The following is a 23996-nucleotide window of genomic DNA, read 5'->3' on the forward strand; positions in this document are numbered from 1 at the left end:
CGCACGCTTGCCTCGTACACCGTAGAACAGAAACCCGGAAAGGGAGGGCTGAATGACGGCAACGACTGCCGAGACCCCCACCGCCTCACAGAGGCACCCGCAGCGCTGGCTGATCCTCGGCGTCATCTGCCTGGCCCAGCTCACCGTGCTGCTCGACAACACCGTCCTGAGCGTCGCGATCCCCTCCCTCACCCGGGAACTGGACGCGTCCACGTCCGACATCCAGTGGATGATCAACGCGTACTCGCTGGTCCAGTCCGGCCTGCTGCTCACCGCGGGCAGCGCCGCCGACCGCTACGGCCGCAAGAAGATGCTCGCGGCGGGCCTCGCCCTCTTCGGCATCGGCTCGCTGGCCGCGGGCCTCGCACAGAGCTCCACACAGCTCATCGCAGCCCGCGCGGGCATGGGCATCGGCGGCGCGCTCCTCATGACCACCACGCTCGCGGTGGTCGTGCAGATCTTCGACGACGCGGAGCGCGTCAAGGCGATCGGCCTCTGGGCGACCATCAACTCCCTCGGGTTCGCGGCAGGTCCGCTGCTCGGCGGATTCATGCTCGACCACTTCTGGTGGGGCTCGATCTTCCTGATCAACATCCCCGTGGCGCTGCTCGGCCTCGTCGCGGTCCTGAAGCTGGTACCGGAGTCCAAGAACCCGCAGGGCGACCGCCCCGACCTGCTCGGCGCGCTGCTCTCGACGATCGGCATGGCCTCGGTGGTCTACGCGATCATCTCCGGCCCCGAGCACGGCTGGACGTCGGGCCAGGTCCTGGTCTCCGCGGCGATCGGCGTGCTGGTCCTCGGTGCGTTCGCGTTCTGGGAGCTGCGCATTCCGTACCCCATGCTGGACATGCACTTCTTCCGCAACCAGCGCTTCGTCGGCGCCGTGGCGGGCGCCATCCTGGTCGCCTTCGGCCTGAGCGGCTCGCTCTTCCTCCTCACCCAGCACCTGCAGTTCGTGCTCGGGTACGAGCCGTTGGAGGCGGGGCTGCGCACGGCGCCGCTCGCGGTGACCATCGTGGCCCTGAACCTGGCGGGCGTCGGCGCGAAGCTGCACGCCAAGATGGGCACGCCCGTCACGATCGCGTCCGGCATGAGCCTGCTGGCGGCGGGCCTCGCGGCCATAGCGCTGCTGGGCGGCGACAACTACAACGGCCTGCTGTTCGGCCTGATCGTGATGGGCGCGGGCATCGCGCTCGCCATGCCCGCCATGGCCAACGCCATCATGAGCGCCATCCCGCCGGAGAAGGCGGGCGTGGGCGCGGGCATCAACGGCACGCTCGCGGAGTTCGGCAACGGCCTCGGCGTCGCCGTGCTCGGCGCGGTGCTCAACTCCCGCTTCGCCTCCCTCGTCGCGGTCTCCGCCGCGTCGTTCCCGGCCGCCATGGCCGCGGCGAAGTCGACGGGCGAACGCGAACGGATCGCCGACGCGTTCTCCTCCGGCCTGGAGACGAGCCAGCTCGTGGGCGCGGCGGCGGTGTTCGTCGGAGGTGTCCTGGCGGCGGCGTTGCTGCGCAGGGCGGAACGGGCAGACTCCGTGGGTAAGACAGCGGCATAGCATCAGGGGGAGGCGGATCATCCGGCTCCTGTTAATCATCGGTCGATGATCCACCTCCCCCACCACCCGGAGACGAGAACCTCTCCAGGCCCGAGGACCGACGAGGAAGGTGCGCCATGGCGAAGGCAGCCGGCCGCACGAAGAACGCGGCGCGGACGAGTGTCTGGCTGCAGGCCAAGGCGCCCCGCGGCGGCGGCCGCAAGGTCGACCAGCCGAGCGGCCTCGACCGGGACCGCATCACACGCGCCACGGTCCAGCTCCTGGACGCGGAGGGCCTCGACAAGTTCTCCATGCGCAGGCTCGCCGGTGAACTGAACGTCACGGCGATGTCCGTCTATTGGTACGTGGACACCAAGGACGACCTCCTGGAGCTCGCCCTCGACGCGGTCTGCGGCGAGATGCGGCTCCCCGACGCGGAGACGTCGCCCGAGGAGTGGCGCGACCAGCTCCGCGCCCTGGCCGACGAGTACCGCGCGGCGCTGATCCGCCACCCCTGGGTGTCACCGCTGGTCGGCCGCTTCCTCAACATCGGCCCCAACTGGCTGGCCTTCGCGCTCGCCATCCAGAACGCGGTACGGAACACGGGGCTGCCCGCGTACACGCAGAACGGCGCGATCTCGGCGGTCTTCCAGTTCGTCTACGGCTTCGGGACCATCGAGGGCCACTATCGCGCGCGGTGCGCGGAGGCGGGGATGACCCAGGAGGCGTACTACCGCGAGGCGGTCGGCACGGTCCGCGAGGAGCTCGCCACGCACGGGCTGCTTGAGAGTGCGGACGAGCTGATGGCCGCGCGGGACGGGGACACGGTCGAGGAGATGTGGGCCCGCGACTTCACGATCGCTCTGGACCTGATGATCGCGGGCATCGAATCCCTCCTGGCCAAGAACCCCTAAACCTGCGGCAGGACCTCTCCCTGCACGGCCTGGATGTCCAGCGTCACCTTCAGCGTCGTGCCGATCGCTGAGATGCCCGCCTGCACCACCTGGTTGTAGTTCATCGCGAAGTCCTCGCGCCGCAGCTCCGCCGTGGCCCGGAAGGCCGCCCGCGTGCCGCCCCACGGGTCCGCCCCGGTCCCCAGGTAGCTCAGGTCCAGGTCCACCGGCCGTACGACCCCGTGCATGCCGAGCTCGCCGTGGACCGTCCACCGGTCCGTCCCCGCGGGCGTCAGCCCGCTGGACCGGTACGTGATCTCCGGGTACTGCTCGACGTCCAGGAAGTCCGCCGACTTCAGGTGCCCGTCCCGCATGCCGTTGCCCGTGTCGATCGAGGCCGACCTGATGACCGCCTCGACCCGCGACTTCTCGATGTCCTCGGTGGCCCCGGCGATCTCGATCCGGCCGCCGAACTCGGTGAACCGCCCGTGCACGCTGGTGATCCCGAGGTGCTGGGCGACCGCGCCCACGGTCGAGTGGGCCGGGTCGATGGTCCACGGGCCGGGCGGGGGCAGCTCGGTGCCGCCCTGCCGGGCGAGGACCACGTTGCCGACCTCCGCCCGCCCGCTCGCCGTGACGAGCGCGGTGGACGCGACGGGCGCGTATCCGACGGCGGTGACGATGACGGTGTAGGGCCCGGCCGCGAGGGCGGTCCCGTCCCGTACGACGCCTTCGTCGTCCGCGTCGGCCCGCAGTACCTGCGTCCCGGTCATGTCCGTCACCGTGACGACGGCGTGGGGCACGGCCCATCCGTCACGCGTCCGGATCCGAGCGTTCAGTGCCATCCCGTTTACTCCTTGCCGGGCCTTCCGCTGCGGAAAGCCCCAAAGTCCAAGCTCAGTTCACGCTTAACAAAGCAGACGACCCCCGGCCCGGCGGTGACTGGCCGTCCCCTGCCATGAATGCCACCGCCGGCCCGGGGGCCCTTTCCGCAACCGGCCCGGGGCCGCGCCTCCGCTCGGGGCGCGGCCTCGGACCGGGGCCGGTCACTCGCCCGGGTGGGCGAGCTCGATGTCGTGGCCGTCGATGCCGCTGCCGGCCACCGTCAGGCCCGTGGCCACCGGCGGGTAGCCGGTCGCGATGACCGTGTAGTCGCCGCTGTCCAGGTCGGTGAAGGCGTACGCCCCGTCCGTCCCGGTGGTCGCGGTGGCGACGACGTTGCCCGCGGCGTCCACCAGGGTGACGCGGGCGTCGTTCAGGGCCTTGCCGCCCGCTCGCACGGTGCCGAGCACCTGCGCGCCGGAGTTGAGCTCGACCTCGACCCGGGTGACCCCGGTGCCGCCGACCTCGACGGGGAGCGCGAGCGGCCGGTGTCCGGCGGCGTTCACCGCGATGGTGACGGTGCCGGGGACCAGCTCGGCGAAGGTGAACTCGCCCTGGTCACCGGAGAGTCCGGTGGCGAGGACGTCACCGCGCACGTCGGTCACGATGACCATCGCGCCGCCGACGGGCAGCTTGCTGTCCGCGTCCCGCACCAGACCGCTGAGCCCGCTGGTGCCGCTGAGCAGGATGTCGTACGCGAGGGCGTCCTCGCCCACGACGACCGTGGAGGCCTGCGGCTGGAACCCGTCGGCCGACGCGATGAGCACGTACGAACCCGCACCCGGGGCGTCGACGGCGTAGGAGCCGTCGCCCTGGGCGACCGAGCGGCCGAGCTGCCGTCCCCCGAGGGAGATCAGCGTGACGGCGGCCTGCGGGACGGGCGCGCTCTCGGCGCCGCGGACGAAGCCGCGTACCGGAATGCCACCCGTGACCGGCGGCAGCTCACCGGCGCCGGGCTGCGCGGCGGACGCCACGGCGGCGAGCCGCTGGGTGCCCTCCGGGCCGGTCTCGGCCCCCGTGGCGACGGAGGCGAGCACGGGCTGCTCGGCGGTGGCGGCCGTGGTGGTCGTGGTGTCGGTCGCGACCGCGGTGTCGGCCGGAGCCGGGCTGTCCGCGGTCTGCGCGGCGGCCTGGGCCAGGGCGCCCGACGTCCGCAGCGGGACCTCCTTGATGAACAGCGTCAGCAGGAAGGCGATCAGCGCCATCGGAGCGGCGATGAGGAAGACATCGGCGATGCCGTGTCCGTACGCGCTCTCCATGACCGTGCGGAACGGCTCCGGGATCTTGTCGAGGTCCGGGATGCCGCCGCCACCGGTGCCGCCGTGGCCGAACTGCGCCGCGGCCTTGGGGCCGAGGTCGGTGATGCCGTCCTTGACGTAGTCGGTGATCCGCGTGGCCATGATCGCGCCGAGCGCCGAGACACCCATCGCACCGCCGAGGGAGCGGAAGAAGGTGACGGTGGAGCTGGCGGAGCCGAGGTCCTCGGGAGCGACCTGGTTCTGCGTGCAGAGCACGAGGTTCTGCATCATCATGCCGATGCCGAGACCCATCAGGGCCATGAAGATCGCGATGTGCCAGTACTCGGTGTCGTACCGGATGGTGCCGAGCAGACCGAGACCCGCGGTGACCAGCAGACCGCCCGCGACCAGCCAGGCCTTCCACTTGCCCGTCTTGGTGATGACCTGACCGGACACGGTGGAGGAGACGAACAGACCACCGATCATCGGGATGGTCATGACGCCGGACATCGTCGGGGACTCGCCCCGCGCCAGCTGGAAGTACTGGCTGAAGAAGACCGTGCCCGCGAACATCGCGACACCCACGAAGAGCGAGGCGAGCGAGGCGAGCGTGATGGTGGGGTTGCGGAAGAGCCGCAGCGGGATGATCGGCTCGGCCGCCCTGGACTCGACGAACACGAAGATCAGCGCGAGCAGCACCGAACCGCCGACCATGGCGCCGGTCTGCCACGACATCCAGTCGTACTTGTCACCGGCGAAGGTGACCCAGACGAGCAGCAGGCAGACGGCGGCGCTGATGAAGAAGGCACCGGCCCAGTCGACCTTGACGTCACGCTTGACGACGGGGAGCTTCAGGGTCTTCTGCAGGACGATGAGCGCGATGATCGCGAAGGGCACGCCGACGTAGAAGCACCAGCGCCAGCCGAGCCACGAGGTGTCGGTGATGACACCGCCGAGCAGCGGACCGCCGACGGTGGCGACGGCGAAGGTCGCGCCGAGGTAGCCGGAGTAACGCCCGCGCTCGCGCGGGGAGATCATCGCGGCCATGACGATCTGCGCCAGGGCGGAGAGACCGCCCACGCCGATGCCCTGCACAACGCGGCAGGCGATCAGCATCCCTGCGCTCTGCGAGAGACCGGCGACGACCGAGCCGCCGACGTAGATGACCAGGGCTATCTGGACCAGGGCCTTCTTGCTGAAGAGGTCCGAGAGCTTGCCCCACAGCGGCGTCGTCGCGGTCATCGCGAGCAGCGACGCGGTGACGACCCAGGTGTAGGCGGACTGGCCGCCGCCGAGGTCGCCGATGATTTCGGGCAGGGCGTTGGAGACGATCGTCGACGACAGGATCGCCACGAACATGCCGAGCAGCAGCCCGGACAGTGCTTCCATGATCTGCCGGTGCGTCATCGGAGCGTTCTCACCGTTGTGACCGTGGTGAGCTCCGTGCTTGGCGTGGCTGCCCCGCACACCGGCTGGTGTGGTTGTTGCCATGGACTTCCTTTTCTTACGCGGGTGTACGGGTGGTCCCGGACGTGGTCTGCACGTCGTGGGCCAGCCGGGCGGGAGCCGCCCGGCAGTCCCCGAAGCTGTCGCGCAGGCGCGCCAGCAACGTGCTGAGCTGGACGACCTCGTCGTCGCTCCAGTCGTGCAGGTAGTGGGTGAGCGTCCGGATGGAGAGCTCGGAGAGCTCGTCCACCTTGGCCTTGCCCTCGGGCGTGAGCCGCAGGATCCGGGAGCGCTTGTCGGCGGGGTCGGGATCGCGGACGATCCACTCCTTCTCCGCGACATGGGCGACGTGGCGGCTGGTCACCGACGTGTCGACGGCGAGCAGCTCCGCGAGCCTGCTCATCCGCATCGCACCGTGACGGTCGAGCAGAATGAGTACGGCGGCGGATCCGGCGGGGCAGTCGTGCGGCAGGCCCCGTCCGAGACCACGCTTCACGGCACCGATGGCGCTGAGCTGTCGGGCCAGCTCCTCGTACTGACGCTGCGCGGCCACGGCACCTCCAATTTTTTGTTGCTTAGGGCAACGATAGAAGCAGTTGGTTGCCGCAGGCAAACTAAAACGGGGCGGGCGGACTAAAGAGTCGGCAAAGCTCTGGGACCCCGCTTGTAAAGTCCCTGGCCAGAGGGGGTTGGGCCGATGGCGGTGGATTCGCTAGGGTCCTGCTCCATGGCACACAACCCCCAGGGCAATCAGGGCAACCCCGACCCCGCCGGTAACACGCAGATGTTCCGCGCCTTCGTCGACGAGGCGCCGCAGGGCCGCCAGCAGCAGGCGGCGGCTTCCTCTTCCGGCCCGCGCGTGGGCCTGATCATCGGCGTGATCCTCGCGATCGCCGTCGTGGCGGGCGTGGCCTGGCTGGCGCTGGCCTAGCGGTTTCGCTGCGCGGAGGGCGGCTTCGTCTGCGGGTCTGTGGGGGCTGGTCGCGCAGTTCCCCGCGCCCCTAGGTGGTCCGGGGTGGGCCTGGACTTTTGGTGGGGCCGAGCGGGGCTCTGGTCAGGGGCGCGGGGAACTGCGCGAGCGACCACGACGCAGCCGCAGACGAAACCGGCCCCCGGCGGCAGTCCCTCCGCTACCGCCACTTCACCGCGACGTCCCGCGTCTCCACGTGCATGCCGAGCGGAACCCGCCACGCGTCGACGCATACCGGCCAGGTTTTCTCCTTCTTCTGGCCGGGGGCGAGCGGCGCGGGGAGCTTCACGGTCGACTCGATCGTGGCCCAGTCGACGCCGAGTGCGCCGATGATGTGCGTCCCGAAGGTGACCGTGCCCGAACGCACCGGTGAGCCGCCGGTGTTGCGGAAGGCGACGGTCACTTTCTCGCACCAGCGTTTGTCCGCGGGCTTCCGCTCGGGGTCGCCGACGGAGAGTGCGGCGGGGCCGCTCGGCGGCTTCGGGTCCGGCTTCGGGTCCTGAGTGCCCGGGCTGCCCGTTCCGGGGGCCGAGGGGCTGCCTGAGCCGCCGTCCGTACGCCCGGAGTCCGGACCGTCGCCCGAAGAGGAGCCGTCGCCGGACGGCGCCGAGGACCCGGAACTCCCGTCCGCGGCGGGCGACTTCCCCTCCGAGCCGCCCGCGCCGCGCGACGCGGCCGAGGAGGACGAGTCGCCCGAGGGTGCCCCGGAAGCGCTGTCGCCCTTGCCGGAGGGACTCGCGCCGTCGCCGCCCTTGTCGAGCGGCACCAGCTTCACGTCGCCGCTCGGCCCCACGGTCTTCCCGGGGGCCCGCTCGGGCGCGGCTCCGGCCGCGCCTGTCGCCACGTAACCGCCGCCGCCGCTGTTGCCGCAGGCGGACAGCAGCCCGCCGAGGCAGAGCGCGGCGGCACTCGCACCGAGCACGTTCCGTACGCCACGTCGCATCGCGCCAGTGTCGCTGACGGGTCGTCAATTAGGAACCCCGTCAGCAACACCGGCCACGCGACCGTGCGGCTGTGCGTCGGCGTCGCCTGCCCGCGCCGTCAGTCCGAGATGAGCCCCTCGCGGAGCTGCGCGAGCGTCCGGGTCAGCAGCCGGGAGACGTGCATCTGGGAGATGCCGACCTCCTCGCCGATCTGCGACTGCGTCATGTTGGCGAAGAAGCGCAGCATGATGATGCGGCGCTCGCGCGGCGGCAGCTTGGCGAGCAGCGGCTTGAGGGACTCGCGGTACTCCACGCCCTCCAGCGCCGTGTCCTCGTACCCGAGGCGGTCGGCGAGGGAGCCCTCGCCGCCGTCGTCCTCGGGGGTCGGGGAGTCGAGTGAGGAGGCCGTGTACGCGTTCCCCACCGCGAGGCCGTCGACGACGTCCTCCTCCGAGACGCCGAGCGCGGCGGCGAGCTCGGGCACGGTCGGTGAGCGGTCGAGCCGCTGGGCGAGCTCGTCGCTGGTCTTCGTGAGCGCGAGCCGCAGCTCCTGCAGTCGGCGCGGCACGCGCACCGACCAACTGGTGTCCCGGAAGAAGCGCTTGATCTCCCCGACGACGGTCGGCATCGCGAACGTCGGGAATTCCACGCCGCGTTCGCAGTCGAAACGGTCGATGGCCTTGATCAGGCCGATCGTGCCGACCTGGACGATGTCCTCCATCGGTTCGTTGCGACTGCGGAAGCGTGCCGCCGCGTACCGCACGAGCGGGAGGTTGAGTTCGATGAGTGTGTCGCGCACATACATGCGCTCCGGGCTGTCCTGGTCGAGCGCGGCGAGCCGCAGGAAGAGGGAGCGGGACAGGGTCCTGGTGTCGATGGCTTCCGAGGCTGTTGAGCTTTGAAGCGCGTCGGGCGCGGATTCGCTCGGGCTCTTGACGAGCGTGAGCGTGAGCACCTTCGAGCTGCCCTGGTCTGCGGACATGCCACCCCCTTGAGGTCGCGGACGGTCGCGGCGAGCGCTCCCGTCGGAGGAACGCAGCCTCCACCTGAATACCGGAGGTGGGGCTACGGCAAACGCGGTTCCAGCAGAATGTCACATGTCGGCAACACGCTGTAGTTACTTGTCGACAAACAAGGGTGACATCCGTGCAGGAAAGAGGGGGTCTGGGGCTTTTCAGCAAAGAGTGCCGTCGGGAACAGCGCCGACGGCACTCCACTCGATACGGTTACGCCTCGATCCGATTTGCGGACCGAAGGCGTGCGAAGCTCCGGGCGAGCAATCGCGACACGTGCATCTGGGAGACGCCCAGTTCGGCACTGATCTGTGACTGCGTCAGATTGCTGTAGTAGCGCAGGAGGAGGATCCGCTGCTCGCGCTCGGGCAGTTGGACCAGGAGGTGGCGTACGAGGTCGCGGTGCTCGACGCCGTCGAGTGCGGGGTCCTCGTAGCCGAGCCGGTCGAGCAGGCCGGGCAGTCCGTCGCCCTCCTGGGCCGCTTCCAGCGAGGTCGCGTGGTACGAGCGCCCTGCCTCGATGCAGGCGAGCACCTCGTCCTCGGTGATGCGCAGCCGCTCGGCGATCTCCGAGGTGGTCGGCGAGCGCCCGAAGGCGGTGGTGAGGTCCTCGGTCGCTCCGGTCACCTGCACCCACAGCTCGTGCAGGCGCCGCGGTACGTGGACCGTGCGGACGTTGTCGCGGAAGTACCGCTTGATCTCCCCGACGACGGTCGGCATCGCGAAGGTCGGGAACTGCACGCCGCGCTCGGGGTCGAACCGGTCGATGGCGTTGATCAGGCCGATCGTGCCGACCTGGACGACGTCCTCCATCGGTTCGTTGCGGCTGCGGAAGCGCGCGGCGGCGTACCGCACGAGAGGCAGGTTGGCCTCGATGAGCGCACCGCGCACCCGGCCGTGCTCGCGGCTGCCCGGCTCAAGGTCCTTGAGCTGGCCGAAGAGCACCTGGGTGAGGGCGCGGGTGTCGGCGCCGCGGGTGCTTCCCGTGCCCACGGTCTTGGGTGGCGGGGTCATGGTCGGGGTCGTGGCGGGCGGAGCCTTCGCGGAGGGGGCCTCCGCGGGAGGAGCCTCGGGCGCAGTACTGGCCGGCACGGTCAACGCCACCCCTTCTCAGACAGGCACTGTCAGGCACAGTCAAGCTCGGTCGACGTGCGGTCGACCTCGGTCAACTCATCCGTCAAAAGCGGTCATAGCATCACAAGACATGTGCACTGTGTGCAAGCACCTGATAACTACGTGTTGAAGGCAAGTTGAGGCGTACGAGAGCGAAGGGCCCCGCACCTTCGCGGTGCGGGGCCCTTCGGGGAGCAGGTGGGGCGGGTGGCTCAGAACTCGTAGTCGGCGATCACCCACGTGGCGAACTCGCGCCACAGCGCGACGCCCGCCTGGTGGGCCGGGTGCTCCAGGTACCGCTTCAGCGCATCCACGTCGTCGACCGCCGAGTTGATGGCGAAGTCGTACGCGATGGGGCGGTCGGTGATGTTCCAGTCGCACTCCCAGAACGTGAGCTCCGGGATCTGCCCGCCGAGGGCGCGGAAGGCCTTGACGCCCTCGACCACGCGCGGCTCGTCGCGCTGCACGCCGTCGTTGAGCTTGAAGAGGACCAGATGGCGGATCACGGGCACTCCTTGGAGAGGTCTTGGCGGCTTCGGCGGCCGGGGCGACCGCTCAGTCCTTGCCTCCGTTGGCGACCCACGTCATGAAGTCGCCGATGCTCTGAGCGGCGCTCGAGACGCCTTCGAAGCCTATCTGCACGTAGTCCGCGGCCTTGGCCGGGTCGGTGATGATCACGTAGAGCACGAAGACGACCACCGCGAAAAGGCCGAGCTTCTTCCACTGCACTGCCACGATCTCTGGCCTCCCCTTGCCGTGCCCCGTGTGACCCCTGTGACGGCGGCGAGTCTAACCCGGACCGTACTCACGGGGCTTTTAGGGACCAACGACCCGGCAGCAGAGGCCCTTTGCCCGCGCTCAAAGACGGGTGCGGGGCGCAGGATTGGTGATGAGCCCCAGCGGATCTGGCAGGAATCCGCGGGGCGAGGGACCGGCCCTACTGCGGGGTCCGCGCCGTCTGCTTCCCCCCTGACGGCGGCGCTGACTTGAGGGCCTGTCCTCGTCGGGGGGAGCGGATTGTCCCCCCGATGCCGCTTCCCCCGTCCTGACGGGAGAGAACCCCGGTGCCGTGCAGGCGCCGGGGTTCTCTGTATGCGTGCTTCTTCTATCCAGTGCACGACGAAGGGCCCGTCCCTGAGGACGGGCCCTTCGTATCAAGAGCGGTAGCGGTGGGATTTGAACCCACGGAAGGGGGTTACCCTTCACTCGCTTTCGAGGCGAGCTCCTTCGGCCGCTCGGACACGCTACCGAGAGGAACTCTAGCCCAAGGTGGGCCGTGGACTGAAATCCGTTTGGGCAGCTTCTTGAATCGGCTCGGGTCAGCGGTTGCGGAAGAAGTCCGTCAGCTGCGCGGCGCACTCGTCCGCGAGGACACCGTGGACGACTTCGGGGCGGTGGTTGAGCCTTCTGTCGCGGACGACGTCCCAGAGCGAGCCCGCCGCGCCCGCCTTCTCGTCGCGCGCTCCATAGACGACCCGGTCCACGCGGGACTGCACGAGCGCACCGGCGCACATGGTGCACGGCTCCAGCGTCACGACGAGCGTGCAGCCCGTCAGCCGCCACTCGCCCAGCTCGGCGGCGGCCCTGCGCAGCGCGAGCACCTCCGCGTGCGCGGTGGGGTCGGCGGCCGCCTCGCGTTCGTTGTGCCCGACCGCGAGCACCGTCGTGCCGTCCGGGGACAGCACGACGGCGCCGACGGGTACGTCACCGCCCCTGACGGCGAGCTCGGCCTCGGCCAGAGCGAGCCGCATGGGCGCCCGCCAGCGGTCGCGTACGGGATCGGGATCGGCTTCGGGATCGGTGCTGATGTCGGTGCGGTCGTTCACACCGGGAACCTAGCGGACGGTCTCGAGCACCTCCGCCGCTCCGAGGATGTCGGCGATCTCGCTGAGCGCGTCGCCGCTCTCCAGGCCGAGCAGATCCTTCTCGGGTACGCCCAGGTCGGCGAGGATCTCCGAGTCGCCGAGCGGCCCGGAAGGCACCCCCGACGCACCGGCTTCGGCTTCGGCGTCCGGGTCCGCCTCGGCTTCGGAGGCCTCGGGTTCACCGTCCTCCGTGCCATCGAGGTCGAGGGCGTCCAGGTCGTCCGCCCCTTCGTCGTCCGGGTCCCGGCCGAGCATCTCGTCGGTGAGCAGGATCTCCCCGTACGAGCTGCGGGCGGCCGCGGCCGCGTCGGACACATAGATACGAGGGTCCTCCTCACCGTCCACGCGGACGACGCCGAACCACGCGTCTTCCTGTTCGATGAAGACGAGCACCGTGTCGTCGTCGTAATCGGCCGTGGCTTCACGGGCCAGGTCGGCCAGATCCGACAGGGTCTCCACATCGTCGAGCTCCGTGTCGCTCGCTTCCCACCCGTCTTCGGTGCGCGCGAGCAGTGCGGCGAAGTACACCGTGACTCTCCCACTGGTCATAGGCAGTGCCGGTTGGCGGTTTTGGGGTCCCCCCGGCGAGGTCGGGGAGCGGGGATGCGGTACCTAGCCCCGCCCATTCGGAATCGTGGCAGAAACGGCGCCGTCAGGAGAGGTCTTCCGGCCGCTGTGTTCCGCGTCGCGTTTTTCCGGGGCCTTCGAGGTGGTCCTCGTGGCGGCCTTCGTGGTGGCCTTCGGCAGGTCCGCCACCGGGCTCGTCGCGGCGCGGGTGGCTACCAGCGGAACGTGCGCATACGCATCTGCTGCCGCATGCGTGCCGCCCGGGCGCGGCGCGGCTTCACGCGGTCGCGGAGCTCGATGGCCTCGGTGCGTTCACGCAGGAACTGGGCGCGCCGCCTGCGGCGCTCGGTGTCGGTCTCGTCTTCCGGACTGTGCCCCGTCATAGCCACACCACCTCAGTTCGTACGTCACCACCTTCCCTCGGATGGCGGTGTTGATGCCAGCGAGAGGCGCGGGGCCCGGGCCCGGTTACTGTTGATGTCATGCGGATCCACGTCGTCGACCACCCGCTGGTGGCGCACAAACTCACCACGCTGCGCGACAAGCGCACCGACTCCCCGACCTTCCGGCGCCTCGCCGACGAGCTGGTCACCCTGCTCGCGTACGAGGCCACCCGGGACGTGCGCACCGAGCAGGTCGACATCGAGACCCCGGTGACGGGGACGACCGGCGTGAAGCTGTCGTACCCGCGTCCGCTGGTGGTGCCGATCCTGCGCGCCGGTCTCGGCATGCTCGACGGCATGGTGCGGCTGCTTCCGACCGCCGAGGTGGGCTTCCTCGGCATGATCCGCAACGAGGAGACCCTGGAGGCCTCCACGTACGCGACACGCATGCCGGAGGACCTCTCCGGGCGTCAGGTGTACGTCCTGGACCCGATGCTCGCCACGGGCGGCACGCTCGTCGCGGCGATCCGGGAACTCATCAAGCGCGGCGCCGACGACGTGACCGCCGTGGTGCTGCTCGCCGCCCCTGAGGGCGTCGAGATCATGGAGCGCGAGCTGGCGGGCACGCCGGTGACGGTCGTGACGGCCTCGGTCGACGAGCGGCTCAACGAGCAGGGGTACATCGTGCCCGGGCTCGGTGATGCGGGTGACCGGATGTACGGGACCGCGGAGTAGTCAGCAGTTCTCTTTGCCCGACGGAGTGGGCGTCGGCTTGGGCTTGGCCAGTGCGGCCAGGGCCTTGTCGGCGTCCTCTTTTTTGGCCAGATTCTTGAACTGGTTGCCGATGACCAGGTCGACCTCGCCGCCCTTGCGGGCGTCGGACCGGTGCTCGGCCCCGGCGAGCTGCGTGCCGAGCACCGGGATCGCGGTGTCCGCGGCCGACGGGGCGCCGAGCAGCAGCCCGGTGCCCTTGACCTTCTTGTCGTACGTCTTCGTCGCGTTGCCGACCTTGCCGATGGCGAACCCGCGCTTCTTGAGCTCGTCGGCGGTGCTCTTGGCGAGGCCGCCGCGGGGCGTGGCGTTGAAGACGTTGACGGTGATCTGGCCCGGCTTGGGCAGCGATTTCGGCTTCCGCGCCGGCTCCGAGGAGGCGGCGGCCGGTTTGCGGTCGCAGTCCTGGGACGCGTGGCCCGCGGCCGATGCCTTGCTGCCGCCCGTGAACACGTCGATGAGCTGCAGGGTGCCCCAGCCGATCAGGCCGATGGCCGCGGCGGACGCGATGACCGCGAGCACGATCCTGCGGCGACCGCTCGGGCGGCGCATCCGTGGATATTTGTCCCCCGTGATGCGGTACTTGCCGCCCATGCCGGGGGGAGTGAGCATGCTCATGGGCGCAGCGTAGTGCGGCCGGACGGCGATGCCTACTAAATGATCATTACCCGGGGCCCAGTCCAACCCGAAAGGGCCAATGCGGGACGTGGGGTCGCCTGAATGGCCGGTGCGGTGTGGGTCGCCCGTGCGGGTGGGTGGGGTGGGGTGGGGTGTGCGGGTCGAGTGGGTCGTGTGGGCCCGGCGGTCCTGGATCAGCCCAGTTCGAGCACGCGCGCGTGCAGCACCTGGCGCTGCTGGAGCGCGGCGCGGACCGCGCGGTGCAGGCCGTCCTCGAGGTAGAGGTCGCCCTGCCACTTCACGACGTGCGCGAAGAGGTCGCCGTAGAACGTCGAGTCCTCGGCGAGCAGGGTCTCCAGGTCGAGCTGGCCCTTGGTCGTCACGAGCTGATCGAGGCGGACCGGGCGCGGCGCGACGTCCGCCCACTGCCGGGTGCTTTCCCGGCCGTGGTCGGGGTACGGCCGGCCGTTTCCGATGCGCTTGAAGATCACACGGAAAGCCTACCGGGCAAGGCTCTCCGGGCGCAGCCATGGCGACGGAGTGCGACCCTGGGAAATGACGCCTTAAATCGGGTCAAACCGGGAACACGTCAGCCGGGAACAGGGGCCGAAGTGAGCGAGAGCCAGTCGATTCCGTCCATGCCGGGCCGCGTGAACCGCCCGAACGAGTCTGCGCCGAGCGTGGAGGTGACGGGCGGAGGCGAGGGTTCCGCGGGGGTGGACGGTGGTGTGGGTGCTGGTTTGCCTCGGGAAGCCGTGGAGATCGCTGCCGGGTACGCCTTCGACGGGCCCGCCCTCGAACTCGGTGCGCTGCTGTGGGGCGGGGAGTGCCTCGCCGACGCGCAGATCCGCATCCCGCTGCCCATGCTCAACCGGCACGGGCTGGTCGCCGGGGCCACCGGTACGGGCAAGACCAAGACCCTGCAGCTCATCGCCGAGCAGCTCGCCGCGCAGGGCGTCCCGGTCTTCCTCGCGGACATCAAGGGCGACGTCTCGGGGATCTCCGTACCCGGCGAGGCGGGTGACAAGGTCGCCGAGCGGGCCGCGGACGTGGGGCAGGAGTGGCAGGCCACCGGGTTTCCGAGCGAGTTCTACGCGCTCGGGGGCATCGGCACGGGGATTCCGGTCCGGGCGACGATCACCAGCTTCGGGCCCGTGCTGCTCTCCAAAGTGCTGCAGCTCAACCAGACCCAGGAGCAGTCGCTCGGCCTGATCTTCCACTACGCCGACCAGAAGGGGCTGGAACTGGTCGACCTGAAGGACCTCCGCGCGGTCGTCACCTTCCTCACCTCGGACGAGGGCAAGCCGGAGCTCAAGGGCATCGGCGGGCTCTCGACCGTGACGGCCGGGGTCATCCTGCGGGCGCTCACCGCCTTCGAGGCGCAGGGGATGGGCGACTTCTTCGGAGAGCCCGAGTTCGACACGAGCGAGTTCCTGCGGCTGGCGCCGGACGGGCGGGGTCTTGTGTCGGTCCTGGAACTGCCCGCCGTCCAGGACAAGCCGCAGCTCTTCTCGACCTTCCTGATGTGGTTGCTGGCCGACCTCTACAACGACCTGCCGGAAGTGGGCGACATCGAGAAGCCGAAGCTCGTCTTCTTCTTCGACGAGGCGCATCTGCTCTTCAACGGGGCCTCCAAGGCGTTCCTCGCGGCGATCACGCAGACCGTGCGGCTGATCCGCTCGAAGGGCGTCGGCGTCTTCTTCGTGACGCAGACGCCGAAGGACGTGCCCGCGGACGTGCTCGGGCAGCTCGGCAATCGCGTCCAGCACGCGCTGCGGGCGTTCACTCCCGACGACCAGAAGGCGCTGAAGGCGACGGTGCGGACGTTTCCCGATTCGGCGTACGACCTGGAGGAGATCCTCACCGGGATCGGTACGGGTGAGGCCGTGGTCACCGTGCTCAGCGAGAAGGGCGCGCCCACGCCGGTCGCGGCGACGCGGCTGCGGGCGCCGGAGTCGCTGATGGGGCCGGTGGAGGCGGGGGCGCTGGAGCAGGCCGTGCGGTCGTCGGTGCTTTATTCGCGGTACGCGGAGGCGGTTGATCGGGAGTCGGCGTACGAGAAGTTGACTGCGCGGGAGGCGGAGAGGGTGGCGGGGGCGCAGGCGGCGGAGGCGGCGGCCGAGGCGGAGAGTGCGGCTCGGGGCAAGTCGGCCGGGGGTGGGTCTGGGTCTGGGTCTGGGTCTGGGTCTGTGGTGGAGCAAGTCGTAGGGAGCGGGATGTTCAAGTCCCTGTTGCGGTCCATGGGGACGCAGATCGGGCGGGAGATCTCGCGGTCCGTGTTCGGGACGGCTCGGCGCAGGCGCTGAGTCTGGCGGGGGCGCCTTGAGCGGTTCGTCCTGCGCCGGCCGTCGCCTTCGGCTGGGTCAGGCGTCGTTGGGCTGTTGACGACGGTGGTGCTCGGGAGCGTGGTCGTCGTGCTCAAGAGGCGCCTGAGGTGCCGGGCGGGGTTCCTCGGGAGGCGTCGCGCGTACTGCTTCTGCGCGGAGCAGTGCTTGCAGGGCCGCGTAGGGGTCCATGGGCATGAGGTGTCCTTCTGCTCGTGCTGGTGGGGTGGAGGGCGTTTGCTTCTGCCCTCCTGTCAGCAGCGCAGGACCACCGAGCGGGGGGTGGGGACGTGGGGGTGGAGGTGGGGCGGGGCCGGTGTGGGGTTCGTGGTGCGGTGGGGCGGTGCCGGGGCGTGGGGCCGTGCGGTGGGCAGCCGGGTGGCGTGGCGGGTGGGGAGGCGCAGGGCCGTGTCTGTGACGTCGTGCTGGGTCTCGCTGCTGGTCTCCGTGGAGAGGGCGGTGGGGGGTGGTGGGGTGGTGGGGGCCGGGGCGAGGGCGGCCAGGAGGACCAGGAGGAGGGTGAGCAGCGCCCTTGGCCACGCGGGGTGGCGGCGTGGTGGAGGGGGCGGGGCGCTCATGGAGGGCATGTCCCCTGGCGGACGCTTCCTCGATCGCACCGGGCCCGGATGCCGCCCTCATGGGCTAGGGGGCTGGTGCGCCCGGTGGGCGCGTCTGCGCCTGTGGCCCGTCTGTGGGTGCGGGGCCGCGGGGGCATGTACGTACTCGCCATCCCTACGCCCCGCCTGAAGACCTTCTGACCGCCCCGGTCGGCTCGGTGCTCCGTGCGCACATACCCCCACGTCCCCTCCCGTCTCGTACGCGGCTGCGGCCCGGCGGAGGCGGACGGCCTCCTCGACCGCTGAACTTGCCGACGACCGCAAAGGCCTCCCGCCCGCCCAGCCCCCTCGCCCCCTGAGCACCCCCCACCCGCCCACTCACGCCCCGGCCCGGTAGGGGCCCCGGGGCCGTTGGCCTTACTGACGGCTGCAAAGGGCCTCCCACCCGCCCACCCAGTCCCCTCAGCCACTCGCGGGCTCTCCCACCCACCCCTGCCCTGGCGACGCCGGGGCGGCTTCGCCCCCTGCCCCGCTGCTGCGGAGAGTCCCCCCACCCCCTTGGTCGCTTGCGGGGTTTCCCACCCACCCTGGCGACGCCGGGAAAGCCCCGGCCCCTACCTCCGCTGCTGCGGAGGGTCTCCCGCCCACCCACCCTTGGCCGCATACGGGGCCTCCCGCCCACCCCCCACCCTGGCGACGCCGGGACAGTCCCAGCCCCTACCCCCGCTGGACGTCGCAGGGCAAACGGGTGGGTGGGTGGGGAACATCCGCCGCGGAGCGGCGGGCTTGAGGTTCCTACCTCCGCCGGACGGCGCAGGGCACCTGCGGGGCTCGGGCTGCGGGGGTGTGGGCTGCGGGGGATTATCGGGGTATGGAGCTTCATCTTGCTCAGGAGCCGGACGCGGACGCGCTGCTCGGGCGGAGTCCGCTCGCCGCGCTGGTCGGCATGCTTCTGGACCAGCAGGTCCCCATGGAGTGGGCGTTCGCGGGGCCGTACACGATCGCCACCCGCCTGGGGGCGGACGACCTGGACGCCCACGAGATCGCCGCGTACGACCCCGAGGAGTTCGCCGCGCTCCTCTCCGCCAAGCCCGCGGTGCACCGCTACCCGGGCTCGATGGCCAAGCGGATCCAGCAGCTCTGTCAGTACCTGGTCGACCACTATGAGGGCGACCCGACCGCGCTGTGGCGGGATGCCGCATCAGGGCAGGAGCTTTTCGGGCGGCTGCACGCGCTGCCCGGCTTCGGTGAGCAGAAGGCCCGGATCTTTCTGGCGCTGCTCGGCAAGCAGATGGACGTCAGGCCGAAGGGCTGGCGGGAGGCGGCGGGGGATTACGGCGCCCCCAAGGCGTACCGCTCGGTCGCGGACATCACCGGCCCGGACTCCCTGCACAAGGTCCGCGCCCACAAGCAGGAGCTGAAGGCCGCGGCGAAGGCCGCCGCCTCAGGGGAGGGGAAGTAGGCGGACGTCTGCGGTCGGGGTGGAAATCGCGTGCGGGGGGAGCGAGTGCGGCGTTAGTCTCGGAGGTATGTCTACGCCTCGCATTTCCTAGCTGGGACACACGCCTTCACGTCACCCGTGTGTCCATTCGCTATTGCGGAGCGTTACCCAATGATCACCCTTCGAGGTGTCGACGTGCGCGTCGGCGCCCGCCTTCTGCTGTCCCACGTCTCCTTCCACATCGCCCCCGGCGACCGCGTCGGCCTGGTCGGGCGCAACGGCGCGGGCAAGACCAGTCTCATGAAGATCCTCGCGGGGCGGGAGGCCCCGGCCGACGGCGACGTCAGCCGGACGGGCTCCGTCGGGTATCTCGCCCAGGATCCCGGCGCCGCCGACCCCGCCGTCACCGTCACCGACCGCATCCTGTCCGCGCGGGGCCTGGACGAGGCCGTCGCGGCGCTGCGTACCGCCGAGGCCGCCATGGCCGAAGCCGGGGGACCGGCAGCGCAGGAGCGGGCCATGGCCGCCTACGCCCGCGCGGAGGACCGCTTCCAGGCGTGCGGCGGGTACGCCGCGGAGGCGGAGGCCGCCCGGGTCGCCGCTGGGCTCGGGCTGCCCGAGCGAGTGCTGGACCGGCCCGTCGGCGAGCTGTCGGGCGGCCAGCGGCGCCGCGTCGAGCTCGCGCGGATCCTGTTCGCGCGACACGACACCGTGCTCCTCGACGAGCCGACCAACCACCTGGACGCCGACTCGGTGGCGTGGCTGCGCACCTACCTGGCCGGATATCCGGGCGGCGTCGTGCTCATCAGCCACGACACCGGGCTCCTCGCCGATACGGTCAACCGCGTCCTGCACGTCGATGCGCTGCGTACCGCCATCGACGTCCACAACACCGGCTGGCAGGCCTACCGCGCCCAGCGCGCGGCCGACGAGCGGCGGCGTACCCGTGAGCGTGCCAACGCAGAGCGCAAGGCCGCCTCGCTGCGCGCCCAGGCCGACAAGATGCGCTCCCACGTCGCCACCGCCACCGCCGCGAAGAACATGGACCGGCGCGCCGCACGCATGCTCGCCGGGACCGAGCCGGTGCGGCGGAGCGAGAAGGTCGCGCGGATCCGGCTGCCGGAGCCCGCGCCGTGCGGCCGCATGCCGCTGGGCGCGGTGCGGCTGGCCAAGGCGTACGGGTCCCATCGCGTGCTCGACGGTGTCGATCTGGCCGTCGACCGGGGGAGTCGGCTCGTCGTCCTCGGTCTCAACGGGGCCGGGAAGACGACGCTGCTGCGGCTGCTTGCCGGGCGTGAACTCCCGGACACGGGGCGGGTGGTTGCCGGGAGCGGGCTGCGGCTCGGGTACTTCGCTCAGGAGCACGACACCCTGGACGGTGCGCTGACCGTCCGGGAGAACCTCGCGGGCGCCGCCCCGCATCTGACGGATGGCGAGGTGCGGCGCGTTCTGGGGGCCTTTCTGTTCGGCGGCGACGACGCGGACAAGCCCGCCTCGGTCCTCTCGGGCGGCGAGAAGACGCGGCTCGCGCTCGCCGGGCTCGTCCACTCCGGCGCGAACGTCCTGCTCCTCGACGAGCCCACCAACAACCTCGATCCGGCGTCCAGGGGTGAGGTCCTGGGTGCTGTGGGGACGTATCCAGGAGCCATCGTGATGGTCACGCACGACGAGGGCGCCATCGACGCCCTGCGGCCGGATCGGGTGTTGCTCCTCCCTGACGGAGAGGAGGATTTGTGGAGCTCCGGCTATCGGGAGCTCGTCGCGCTCGCCTGATGGGTGGGGTGGGTAGGTATGGACGGTAACGCTGTTGTCGGAGTGTCTACTTGGGCGTGCGGGGCGTGCTCGGTCGGCCACTGTGATTCGATGATTCGATGAGACGAGACCGGGCCGCCGACGCGGCAGACGGCCACCCCGTCCTGCGGCTGCGGGAACGTTCCGGCCAGCGTGACCTGGAGGCCTGCGTCGGTGTGCTCGCCGCCGTCCACAAAGCCGACGGGTATCCGGTCAACTGGCCGCGGGAGCCCGGCGGCTGGCTGGAAGGAGCCGACGCCTTCGGGGCCTGGGTGGCCGAGCTCGACGGGCGGGTCGTCGGCCACGTGGGGCTGTCCCGGCCAGGGGCGGGGGACGAGGCGCCCGGGCTCTGGGGCGAGCGGGCGGGGGGCGAAGGAGCCGACGCGGCCGCGGTGGTGAGCCGCCTCTTCGTCGCGCCGGACGCCCGCGGCCACGGGATCGGTGCCCTGTTGATGGGGCGGGCCGTGCGGGAGGCGCGGGCGCGCGGACTGCATCCGGTCCTTGACGTGGTGTCCACCGACGCCTCGGCGGCCGCGCTCTACGAACGCATGGGATGGCAGCTGCTCGGCATCGTCGAGCAGGAGTGGGGGCCGGGGCAGCGGGTCGCCCTGCACTGTTACGCGGCCCCCGCCGAGTAACCCCTCGGCCGAGCAGCGAGCGGACCGCGGCGCGGTCGTTACGCCAACTCCCTGTGCGTCCTTGCGCCTTGTGCGCGCAGCCATTCCGCGACCTCGGCGGCTCCGGCCGCTACGGCGACGTCCAGCGGCGTCAGGTCGTCGTATCCGATCCAGTCGAGGTCGGCGCCCCGCTCCAGGAGAAGGCGAGCGGTCGCCTGCTGTCCGCCGTGGCACGCGCCCCAGAAGGCGCTGGTGATGTCGTCGGCGCCGGGCGGGTCCGCCCCCTCCGCCCCGCCTTCGACGAGGGACGCGACCCGGTCGACGAGGCCCAGCGTCGCCGCGTCCTGCAAGGTCGTCCGCGCCCCGTGTGCCAGGAGCCGCCGGGCCGCCCGCCACTGCCCGAAGCCGCGCGCGTCGGCCAGCGGTGTGCCGCCCCCGATGACCGCCCCGGTCGCCTCGATGTCCGCACCGGCCGCGATCAGCGCGTCCAGCGCCGCGACGTCGTCGTTGCTCGCGGCCCAGTGCAGGGGCGTCTCCCGGTGCGCGCCGACGAACCGGGCGTCCGGGTCGGCACCGGCCGTGACCAGGACCGCGATGACCTCGGGTCCGGCGGGGAAGTGGCCCGGCCAGTCCGTTGCGATGTGGAGCAGGCTGCGCGTCCCCGCCGCCTCGCCGGTCCGCTCGATGCCCGTGACGGCGAGCCCGGGGTGCGCGTCCAGCAACTCGCGCAGTGCCGGGACGTCACCGGTCCTGATCGCTCCGGTCACCGCGACGGCCAGTGGGTCGCCCGCGTCGAGAACCGCCATGCCTGGCCTCCTGATGGATCTGCTGGATCTGCTGGATCTGCTGGATCTGCTGGATCTGGTGGATTTGGTCAGCCTGATCGGCTTCCTTCGATTCTGCCTGGCCTTCCTTCCGGCCGGGCAGGACGATCGCGAGGATCATCGCCACGGCGACGGCGACCAGGTGCTCGCGGCCCGCGAGGTTCGGCTCGGCGATCGAACCGGCCACCGTCGGGACGACCGCGGCGAGGAAGAGCAGCGGCGACCGCAGGGTCACGGCCGTGAAGGCGAAGAGGCCGACGATCGCCGCCGAGGCCCCCGTGTCCACCGTGTGCGCGGCCTCCGCGGGGAGACCGAGCCGGTCGGGGCCGAGGGCGATCATCACGCGCGCCCCGAGGGTTCCGGCGAGCGTGACGGCGTACGCGACCACCAGCGTGCGTACGCGCCCGAAGAGCAGCTCGGCGAGTGCGAACGCCAGGAACAGGCGGGGCAGGCCGCCCCACGCGGGCAGGTCCACCGCGGGCACGAAGAGCGAGACGGGCGTGCGCAGCAGGGACAGCCAGACGGGCTGGTCGGCCCGCACCTCACTGAGCACACGCACCACACCGGCACCGGCGGTCGTCTGCTGGAACTCGTGCAGGCCGATCACGGCGACGCTGGCGAGGACGGCCAGCGAGACGCCGAGGGGGCCGCGCTCCCAGAGCCTGCGGCACGGGCCTGCGACAACGTTCCGCCACTCATGGAGCACGGCGTTCCGGCACCACCCGGCCAGGCGCGACACCAGTGCGGCCAGTGAGACCCGTGGGACCAGTGACACCGGCGTCCATCCTCTTCCTGATTCTTCGCCCGGAATTCTTCGCCCGGACGGGCGAATGCGGAGGATACGTGACAGGTGGTGGCGGTGCGGCGGAGGAGAGCCCGCCTACTCGTCGGGGCCGGTGTGCTTCGGGTCGTCCTGCTCCCGCCGCCTGCGCGGCCGGTGCGCCATCAAGTCCCGTGTGCCGCGGGCCTCGTCCCTGCCCACGATCGGGAGCGGGTGCGTGCCTCGTGGCGTGTCCGAGGGGAACCGGAGCAGCCTCGCGGATGCGGCAGCTGCCGATGGGGGTTCCACGTCCACGTGGCCCGCCGGAGCCTCGGCGTCGGCGTCGGACGGGCGGGCGTGTTCCGCCGCGCGGGCGTGTTCCGCCCAGCCCTCGCGGAACCAGCGCAGCTGGCTCTGCTGCGCCTCCTCCTCGGTGAGTATCCGGACGCCGTCGATCCCGGCCTCCTGGATCTTCGAGCCGAGTTCGATCAGCAGCGCGCCGACGAGGTAGGCGAGCTCCTCCGACGCCCTCGTTCCGCTCTCGACGTCATGGCGCCCCGCACCGCGACGCCGTGCGCCCCCGGACGGCCCCTCCGCTTCGTCAGTCGGCATGTTCGCACTCCCTCTGTGCCCCCGGGCTGCGCAAGTTCGGCCCCCTGCTGTTCGGCTACTCGACCTGCGGCAGGAACGCCTTCGTGACCCTCACGAAGACCGCCTGCAGTTCTGGGGGCACCCCCATTCTCCGGGCCGCTTCCTCGGGGCTCAGCAGTCGGGGGGCATCGGTCTCCCCGCCTCGCCCCGCCGCGATCGGCAGGTCATTCTCGGACAGTCGGCCGGAGCGGATCAGCATGTCCCGCAGCGGAACTCCGAGCACCGCCGCGAGGCGTCGCATCGTCTCCAGGTCGGGCATGCTCTGCCGCTGGATGAGGCGGCTGACGGCGGCCCGGTGCACACCTGCGTCGTCCGCCAGTTTCGACTTGCCGCCGCCGCGCGGACTGTCGATGTCGTAGCCGCGCTCGCGCATCACGCCCTCGATCCACTCGGCGAACTCCTCCAGTTCGTCCGCTCGGTTTCGGCCACTCTCCCGGCCCTGCTCGTGGTCGCTCCCGGGTCGGTACCCCTGTTCGCTGCGGGCACTGGCCCGCGGGCTGGACACCATGTCGTCGTTCTCCCCTCGTCGCAGAGCGAGGGTACCGATCGTGCGCGCACCGAAATATGTGCGCGCTCGCACGTTGTTGTGAAGATCCCGCGCAGGCGGGCGCCGGAGTGCGCCCGGCGGGCCGTCGTGGCGCCTTCGTGGTGTTGTCGCAGCGGTTATTTCCAGCCACCCCTTACGTCCCTTCCTGCCTCACGCCTCTCTGTTTTTAGTTGCGCATGCGCACGCAGCGTGGAACTCTGATCACGCATCGACGTGTTCGAACTAATGTTCGCATACCTGCGGAGGGGTTGCGCATGCCCAATCGGCC

27 protein-coding genes and 1 tRNA gene are annotated in these 23996 nt (G+C 70.9%); 8 read left to right on the top strand and 20 right to left on the bottom strand.

Annotation, left to right across the window (positions count from 1 at the left end):
* Positions 1-52: 52 nt before the first annotated feature.
* Together ABZV77_RS26005 and ABZV77_RS26010 are read left to right on the top strand one after the other, a co-directional pair.
* Entirely contained in the window at positions 53-1555 is a 1503-nt protein-coding gene (locus ABZV77_RS26005; protein ID WP_356261317.1) for a DHA2 family efflux MFS transporter permease subunit, read from the top strand.
* Positions 1556-1671: 116 nt separating this feature from the next.
* On the top strand, positions 1672-2448 hold the full coding sequence (locus ABZV77_RS26010) for a TetR/AcrR family transcriptional regulator (protein ID WP_356261320.1): 777 nt from the start codon (positions 1672-1674) through the stop codon (positions 2446-2448).
* Here the strand turns inward: ABZV77_RS26010 and ABZV77_RS26015 are convergent.
* The 3 genes from ABZV77_RS26015 to ABZV77_RS26025 form a co-directional block, all read right to left on the bottom strand.
* Positions 2445-3272 (bottom strand): YceI family protein, encoded by an 828-nt coding sequence (locus ABZV77_RS26015; RefSeq protein ID WP_356261323.1) that lies wholly within the window; start codon positions 3270-3272, stop codon positions 2445-2447. The two genes, ABZV77_RS26010 and ABZV77_RS26015, sit on opposite strands and share 4 nt — an antisense overlap.
* 201 nt (positions 3273-3473) lie before the next feature.
* Positions 3474-6038 (bottom strand): MFS transporter, encoded by a 2565-nt coding sequence (locus tag ABZV77_RS26020; RefSeq protein ID WP_356261326.1) that lies wholly within the window; start codon positions 6036-6038, stop codon positions 3474-3476.
* A gap of 13 nt (positions 6039-6051) precedes the next feature.
* The gene (locus ABZV77_RS26025; protein WP_356261327.1) at positions 6052-6546 is read right to left on the bottom strand and encodes a MarR family transcriptional regulator; all 495 of its coding nucleotides are present in this window, start codon (positions 6544-6546) and stop codon (positions 6052-6054) included.
* A gap of 174 nt (positions 6547-6720) precedes the next feature.
* Between ABZV77_RS26025 and ABZV77_RS26030 the strand changes: the two genes are divergently transcribed.
* Positions 6721-6924, top strand: coding sequence for a hypothetical protein (locus tag ABZV77_RS26030; RefSeq protein ID WP_356261330.1), 204 nt, complete (start codon positions 6721-6723; stop codon positions 6922-6924).
* 199 nt (positions 6925-7123) lie between these two features.
* Here the strand turns inward: ABZV77_RS26030 and ABZV77_RS26035 are convergent, their stop codons facing one another.
* From ABZV77_RS26035 to ABZV77_RS26075, 9 genes are all read right to left on the bottom strand, one after another.
* Complete coding sequence (locus ABZV77_RS26035; RefSeq protein ID WP_356261333.1) at positions 7124-7906, bottom strand: hypothetical protein; 783 nt, start codon at positions 7904-7906, stop codon at positions 7124-7126.
* A gap of 98 nt (positions 7907-8004) precedes the next feature.
* On the bottom strand, positions 8005-8868 hold the full coding sequence (locus tag ABZV77_RS26040; protein ID WP_356261335.1) for an RNA polymerase sigma factor SigF: 864 nt from the start codon (positions 8866-8868) through the stop codon (positions 8005-8007).
* Between the two features lie 244 nt (positions 8869-9112).
* A complete protein-coding gene (locus ABZV77_RS26045) occupies positions 9113-9991 on the bottom strand; it encodes an RNA polymerase sigma factor SigF (RefSeq protein WP_356261338.1) in 879 nt (292 codons plus the stop codon).
* A 233-nt stretch (positions 9992-10224) separates the two neighbouring features.
* The gene (locus tag ABZV77_RS26050; RefSeq protein WP_356261341.1) at positions 10225-10518 is read right to left on the bottom strand and encodes a Dabb family protein; all 294 of its coding nucleotides are present in this window, start codon (positions 10516-10518) and stop codon (positions 10225-10227) included.
* A 49-nt stretch (positions 10519-10567) separates the two neighbouring features.
* Positions 10568-10747 (bottom strand): hypothetical protein, encoded by a 180-nt coding sequence (locus ABZV77_RS26055; protein ID WP_356261344.1) that lies wholly within the window; start codon positions 10745-10747, stop codon positions 10568-10570.
* A gap of 426 nt (positions 10748-11173) precedes the next feature.
* Positions 11174-11261, bottom strand: a tRNA-Ser gene (locus ABZV77_RS26060).
* Between the two features lie 70 nt (positions 11262-11331).
* On the bottom strand, positions 11332-11763 hold the full coding sequence (gene tadA / locus ABZV77_RS26065) for a tRNA adenosine(34) deaminase TadA (protein ID WP_356261631.1): 432 nt from the start codon (positions 11761-11763) through the stop codon (positions 11332-11334).
* An 84-nt stretch (positions 11764-11847) separates the two neighbouring features.
* On the bottom strand, positions 11848-12405 hold the full coding sequence (locus tag ABZV77_RS26070; protein WP_356261634.1) for a hypothetical protein: 558 nt from the start codon (positions 12403-12405) through the stop codon (positions 11848-11850).
* Positions 12406-12656: 251 nt separating this feature from the next.
* Positions 12657-12827, bottom strand: a complete 171-nt coding sequence (locus ABZV77_RS26075) for a hypothetical protein (protein WP_167355623.1) — start codon at positions 12825-12827, stop codon at positions 12657-12659.
* Positions 12828-12926: 99 nt separating this feature from the next.
* Between ABZV77_RS26075 and upp the strand changes: the two genes are divergently transcribed.
* A complete protein-coding gene (upp, locus tag ABZV77_RS26080; RefSeq protein ID WP_356261347.1) occupies positions 12927-13562 on the top strand; it encodes a uracil phosphoribosyltransferase in 636 nt (211 codons plus the stop codon).
* On the opposite strand, the gene ABZV77_RS26085 is transcribed toward upp, so the two are convergent.
* Both ABZV77_RS26085 and ABZV77_RS26090 read right to left on the bottom strand, forming a co-directional pair.
* Positions 13563-14216 (bottom strand): LytR C-terminal domain-containing protein, encoded by a 654-nt coding sequence (locus ABZV77_RS26085; RefSeq protein ID WP_356261350.1) that lies wholly within the window; start codon positions 14214-14216, stop codon positions 13563-13565.
* Positions 14217-14410: 194 nt separating this feature from the next.
* Positions 14411-14707 carry a type II toxin-antitoxin system VapB family antitoxin gene (locus ABZV77_RS26090; RefSeq protein ID WP_003955420.1) on the bottom strand — a complete coding sequence of 99 codons (297 nt, stop codon included), beginning with the start codon at positions 14705-14707 and terminating at the stop codon, positions 14411-14413.
* 264 nt (positions 14708-14971) lie between these two features.
* On the opposite strand from ABZV77_RS26090, the gene ABZV77_RS26095 reads away from it, so the two are divergent.
* The gene (locus tag ABZV77_RS26095; protein ID WP_356261353.1) at positions 14972-16522 is read left to right on the top strand and encodes a helicase HerA-like domain-containing protein; all 1551 of its coding nucleotides are present in this window, start codon (positions 14972-14974) and stop codon (positions 16520-16522) included.
* A 57-nt stretch (positions 16523-16579) separates the two neighbouring features.
* Here ABZV77_RS26095 and ABZV77_RS26100 read toward each other — a convergent pair whose 3' ends face one another.
* Together ABZV77_RS26100 and ABZV77_RS26105 are read right to left on the bottom strand one after the other, a co-directional pair.
* The gene (locus tag ABZV77_RS26100; RefSeq protein ID WP_356261356.1) at positions 16580-16738 is read right to left on the bottom strand and encodes a hypothetical protein; all 159 of its coding nucleotides are present in this window, start codon (positions 16736-16738) and stop codon (positions 16580-16582) included.
* Positions 16739-16794: 56 nt separating this feature from the next.
* Positions 16795-17118 (bottom strand): hypothetical protein, encoded by a 324-nt coding sequence (locus ABZV77_RS26105; RefSeq protein WP_356261357.1) that lies wholly within the window; start codon positions 17116-17118, stop codon positions 16795-16797.
* 850 nt (positions 17119-17968) lie between these two features.
* Between ABZV77_RS26105 and ABZV77_RS26110 the strand changes: the two genes are divergently transcribed.
* The 3 genes from ABZV77_RS26110 (at position 17969) to ABZV77_RS26120 (ending at position 20967) form a co-directional block, all read left to right on the top strand.
* Positions 17969-18559, top strand: coding sequence for an HhH-GPD-type base excision DNA repair protein (locus ABZV77_RS26110; protein WP_356261360.1), 591 nt, complete (start codon positions 17969-17971; stop codon positions 18557-18559).
* A 150-nt stretch (positions 18560-18709) separates the two neighbouring features.
* On the top strand, positions 18710-20311 hold the full coding sequence (locus ABZV77_RS26115; protein ID WP_356261362.1) for an ABC-F family ATP-binding cassette domain-containing protein: 1602 nt from the start codon (positions 18710-18712) through the stop codon (positions 20309-20311).
* A gap of 98 nt (positions 20312-20409) precedes the next feature.
* Entirely contained in the window at positions 20410-20967 is a 558-nt protein-coding gene (locus ABZV77_RS26120) for a GNAT family N-acetyltransferase (protein ID WP_356261365.1), read from the top strand.
* A gap of 38 nt (positions 20968-21005) precedes the next feature.
* Here ABZV77_RS26120 and ABZV77_RS26125 read toward each other — a convergent pair whose 3' ends face one another.
* The 4 genes from ABZV77_RS26125 to ABZV77_RS26140 form a co-directional block, all read right to left on the bottom strand.
* Positions 21006-21752, bottom strand: coding sequence for an ankyrin repeat domain-containing protein (locus ABZV77_RS26125; protein WP_356261368.1), 747 nt, complete (start codon positions 21750-21752; stop codon positions 21006-21008).
* Complete coding sequence (locus tag ABZV77_RS26130; protein ID WP_356261371.1) at positions 21688-22545, bottom strand: hypothetical protein; 858 nt, start codon at positions 22543-22545, stop codon at positions 21688-21690. Before ABZV77_RS26130 ends, ABZV77_RS26125 begins: the two co-directional genes overlap by 65 nt.
* Positions 22546-22650: 105 nt before the next feature.
* The gene (locus ABZV77_RS26135) at positions 22651-23142 is read right to left on the bottom strand and encodes a hypothetical protein (RefSeq protein ID WP_356261374.1); all 492 of its coding nucleotides are present in this window, start codon (positions 23140-23142) and stop codon (positions 22651-22653) included.
* Between the two features lie 55 nt (positions 23143-23197).
* Entirely contained in the window at positions 23198-23554 is a 357-nt protein-coding gene (locus ABZV77_RS26140; protein ID WP_055565485.1) for a transcriptional regulator, read from the bottom strand.
* Positions 23555-23996: the final 442 nt, after the last annotated feature.

This window comes from Streptomyces sp. NPDC004732 (assembly GCF_040609235.1).
Classification (GTDB): Bacteria; Actinomycetota; Actinomycetes; order Streptomycetales; family Streptomycetaceae; genus Streptomyces.

Coding starts and splice junctions, on each gene's coding strand:
- ABZV77_RS26135 (WP_356261374.1), bottom strand. CDS start 23,142: ATGCCGACTGACGAAGCGGAGGGGCCGTCCGGGGGCGCACGGCGTCGC.
- ABZV77_RS26005 (WP_356261317.1), top strand. CDS start 53: ATGACGGCAACGACTGCCGAGACCCCCACCGCCTCACAGAGGCACCCG.
- upp (WP_356261347.1), top strand. CDS start 12,927: ATGCGGATCCACGTCGTCGACCACCCGCTGGTGGCGCACAAACTCACC.
- ABZV77_RS26100 (WP_356261356.1), bottom strand. CDS start 16,738: ATGCCCATGGACCCCTACGCGGCCCTGCAAGCACTGCTCCGCGCAGAA.
- tadA (WP_356261631.1), bottom strand. CDS start 11,763: ATGCGGCTCGCTCTGGCCGAGGCCGAGCTCGCCGTCAGGGGCGGTGAC.
- ABZV77_RS26010 (WP_356261320.1), top strand. CDS start 1,672: ATGGCGAAGGCAGCCGGCCGCACGAAGAACGCGGCGCGGACGAGTGTC.
- ABZV77_RS26030 (WP_356261330.1), top strand. CDS start 6,721: ATGGCACACAACCCCCAGGGCAATCAGGGCAACCCCGACCCCGCCGGT.
- ABZV77_RS26075 (WP_167355623.1), bottom strand. CDS start 12,827: ATGACGGGGCACAGTCCGGAAGACGAGACCGACACCGAGCGCCGCAGG.
- ABZV77_RS26105 (WP_356261357.1), bottom strand. CDS start 17,118: ATGAGCGCCCCGCCCCCTCCACCACGCCGCCACCCCGCGTGGCCAAGG.
- ABZV77_RS26015 (WP_356261323.1), bottom strand. CDS start 3,272: ATGGCACTGAACGCTCGGATCCGGACGCGTGACGGATGGGCCGTGCCC.
- ABZV77_RS26140 (WP_055565485.1), bottom strand. CDS start 23,554: ATGCGCGAGCGCGGCTACGACATCGACAGTCCGCGCGGCGGCGGCAAG.
- ABZV77_RS26125 (WP_356261368.1), bottom strand. CDS start 21,752: ATGGCGGTTCTCGACGCGGGCGACCCACTGGCCGTCGCGGTGACCGGA.
- ABZV77_RS26085 (WP_356261350.1), bottom strand. CDS start 14,216: ATGAGCATGCTCACTCCCCCCGGCATGGGCGGCAAGTACCGCATCACG.
- ABZV77_RS26040 (WP_356261335.1), bottom strand. CDS start 8,868: ATGTCCGCAGACCAGGGCAGCTCGAAGGTGCTCACGCTCACGCTCGTC.
- ABZV77_RS26110 (WP_356261360.1), top strand. CDS start 17,969: ATGGAGCTTCATCTTGCTCAGGAGCCGGACGCGGACGCGCTGCTCGGG.
- ABZV77_RS26120 (WP_356261365.1), top strand. CDS start 20,410: ATGAGACGAGACCGGGCCGCCGACGCGGCAGACGGCCACCCCGTCCTG.
- ABZV77_RS26115 (WP_356261362.1), top strand. CDS start 18,710: ATGATCACCCTTCGAGGTGTCGACGTGCGCGTCGGCGCCCGCCTTCTG.
- ABZV77_RS26035 (WP_356261333.1), bottom strand. CDS start 7,906: ATGCGACGTGGCGTACGGAACGTGCTCGGTGCGAGTGCCGCCGCGCTC.
- ABZV77_RS26020 (WP_356261326.1), bottom strand. CDS start 6,038: ATGGCAACAACCACACCAGCCGGTGTGCGGGGCAGCCACGCCAAGCAC.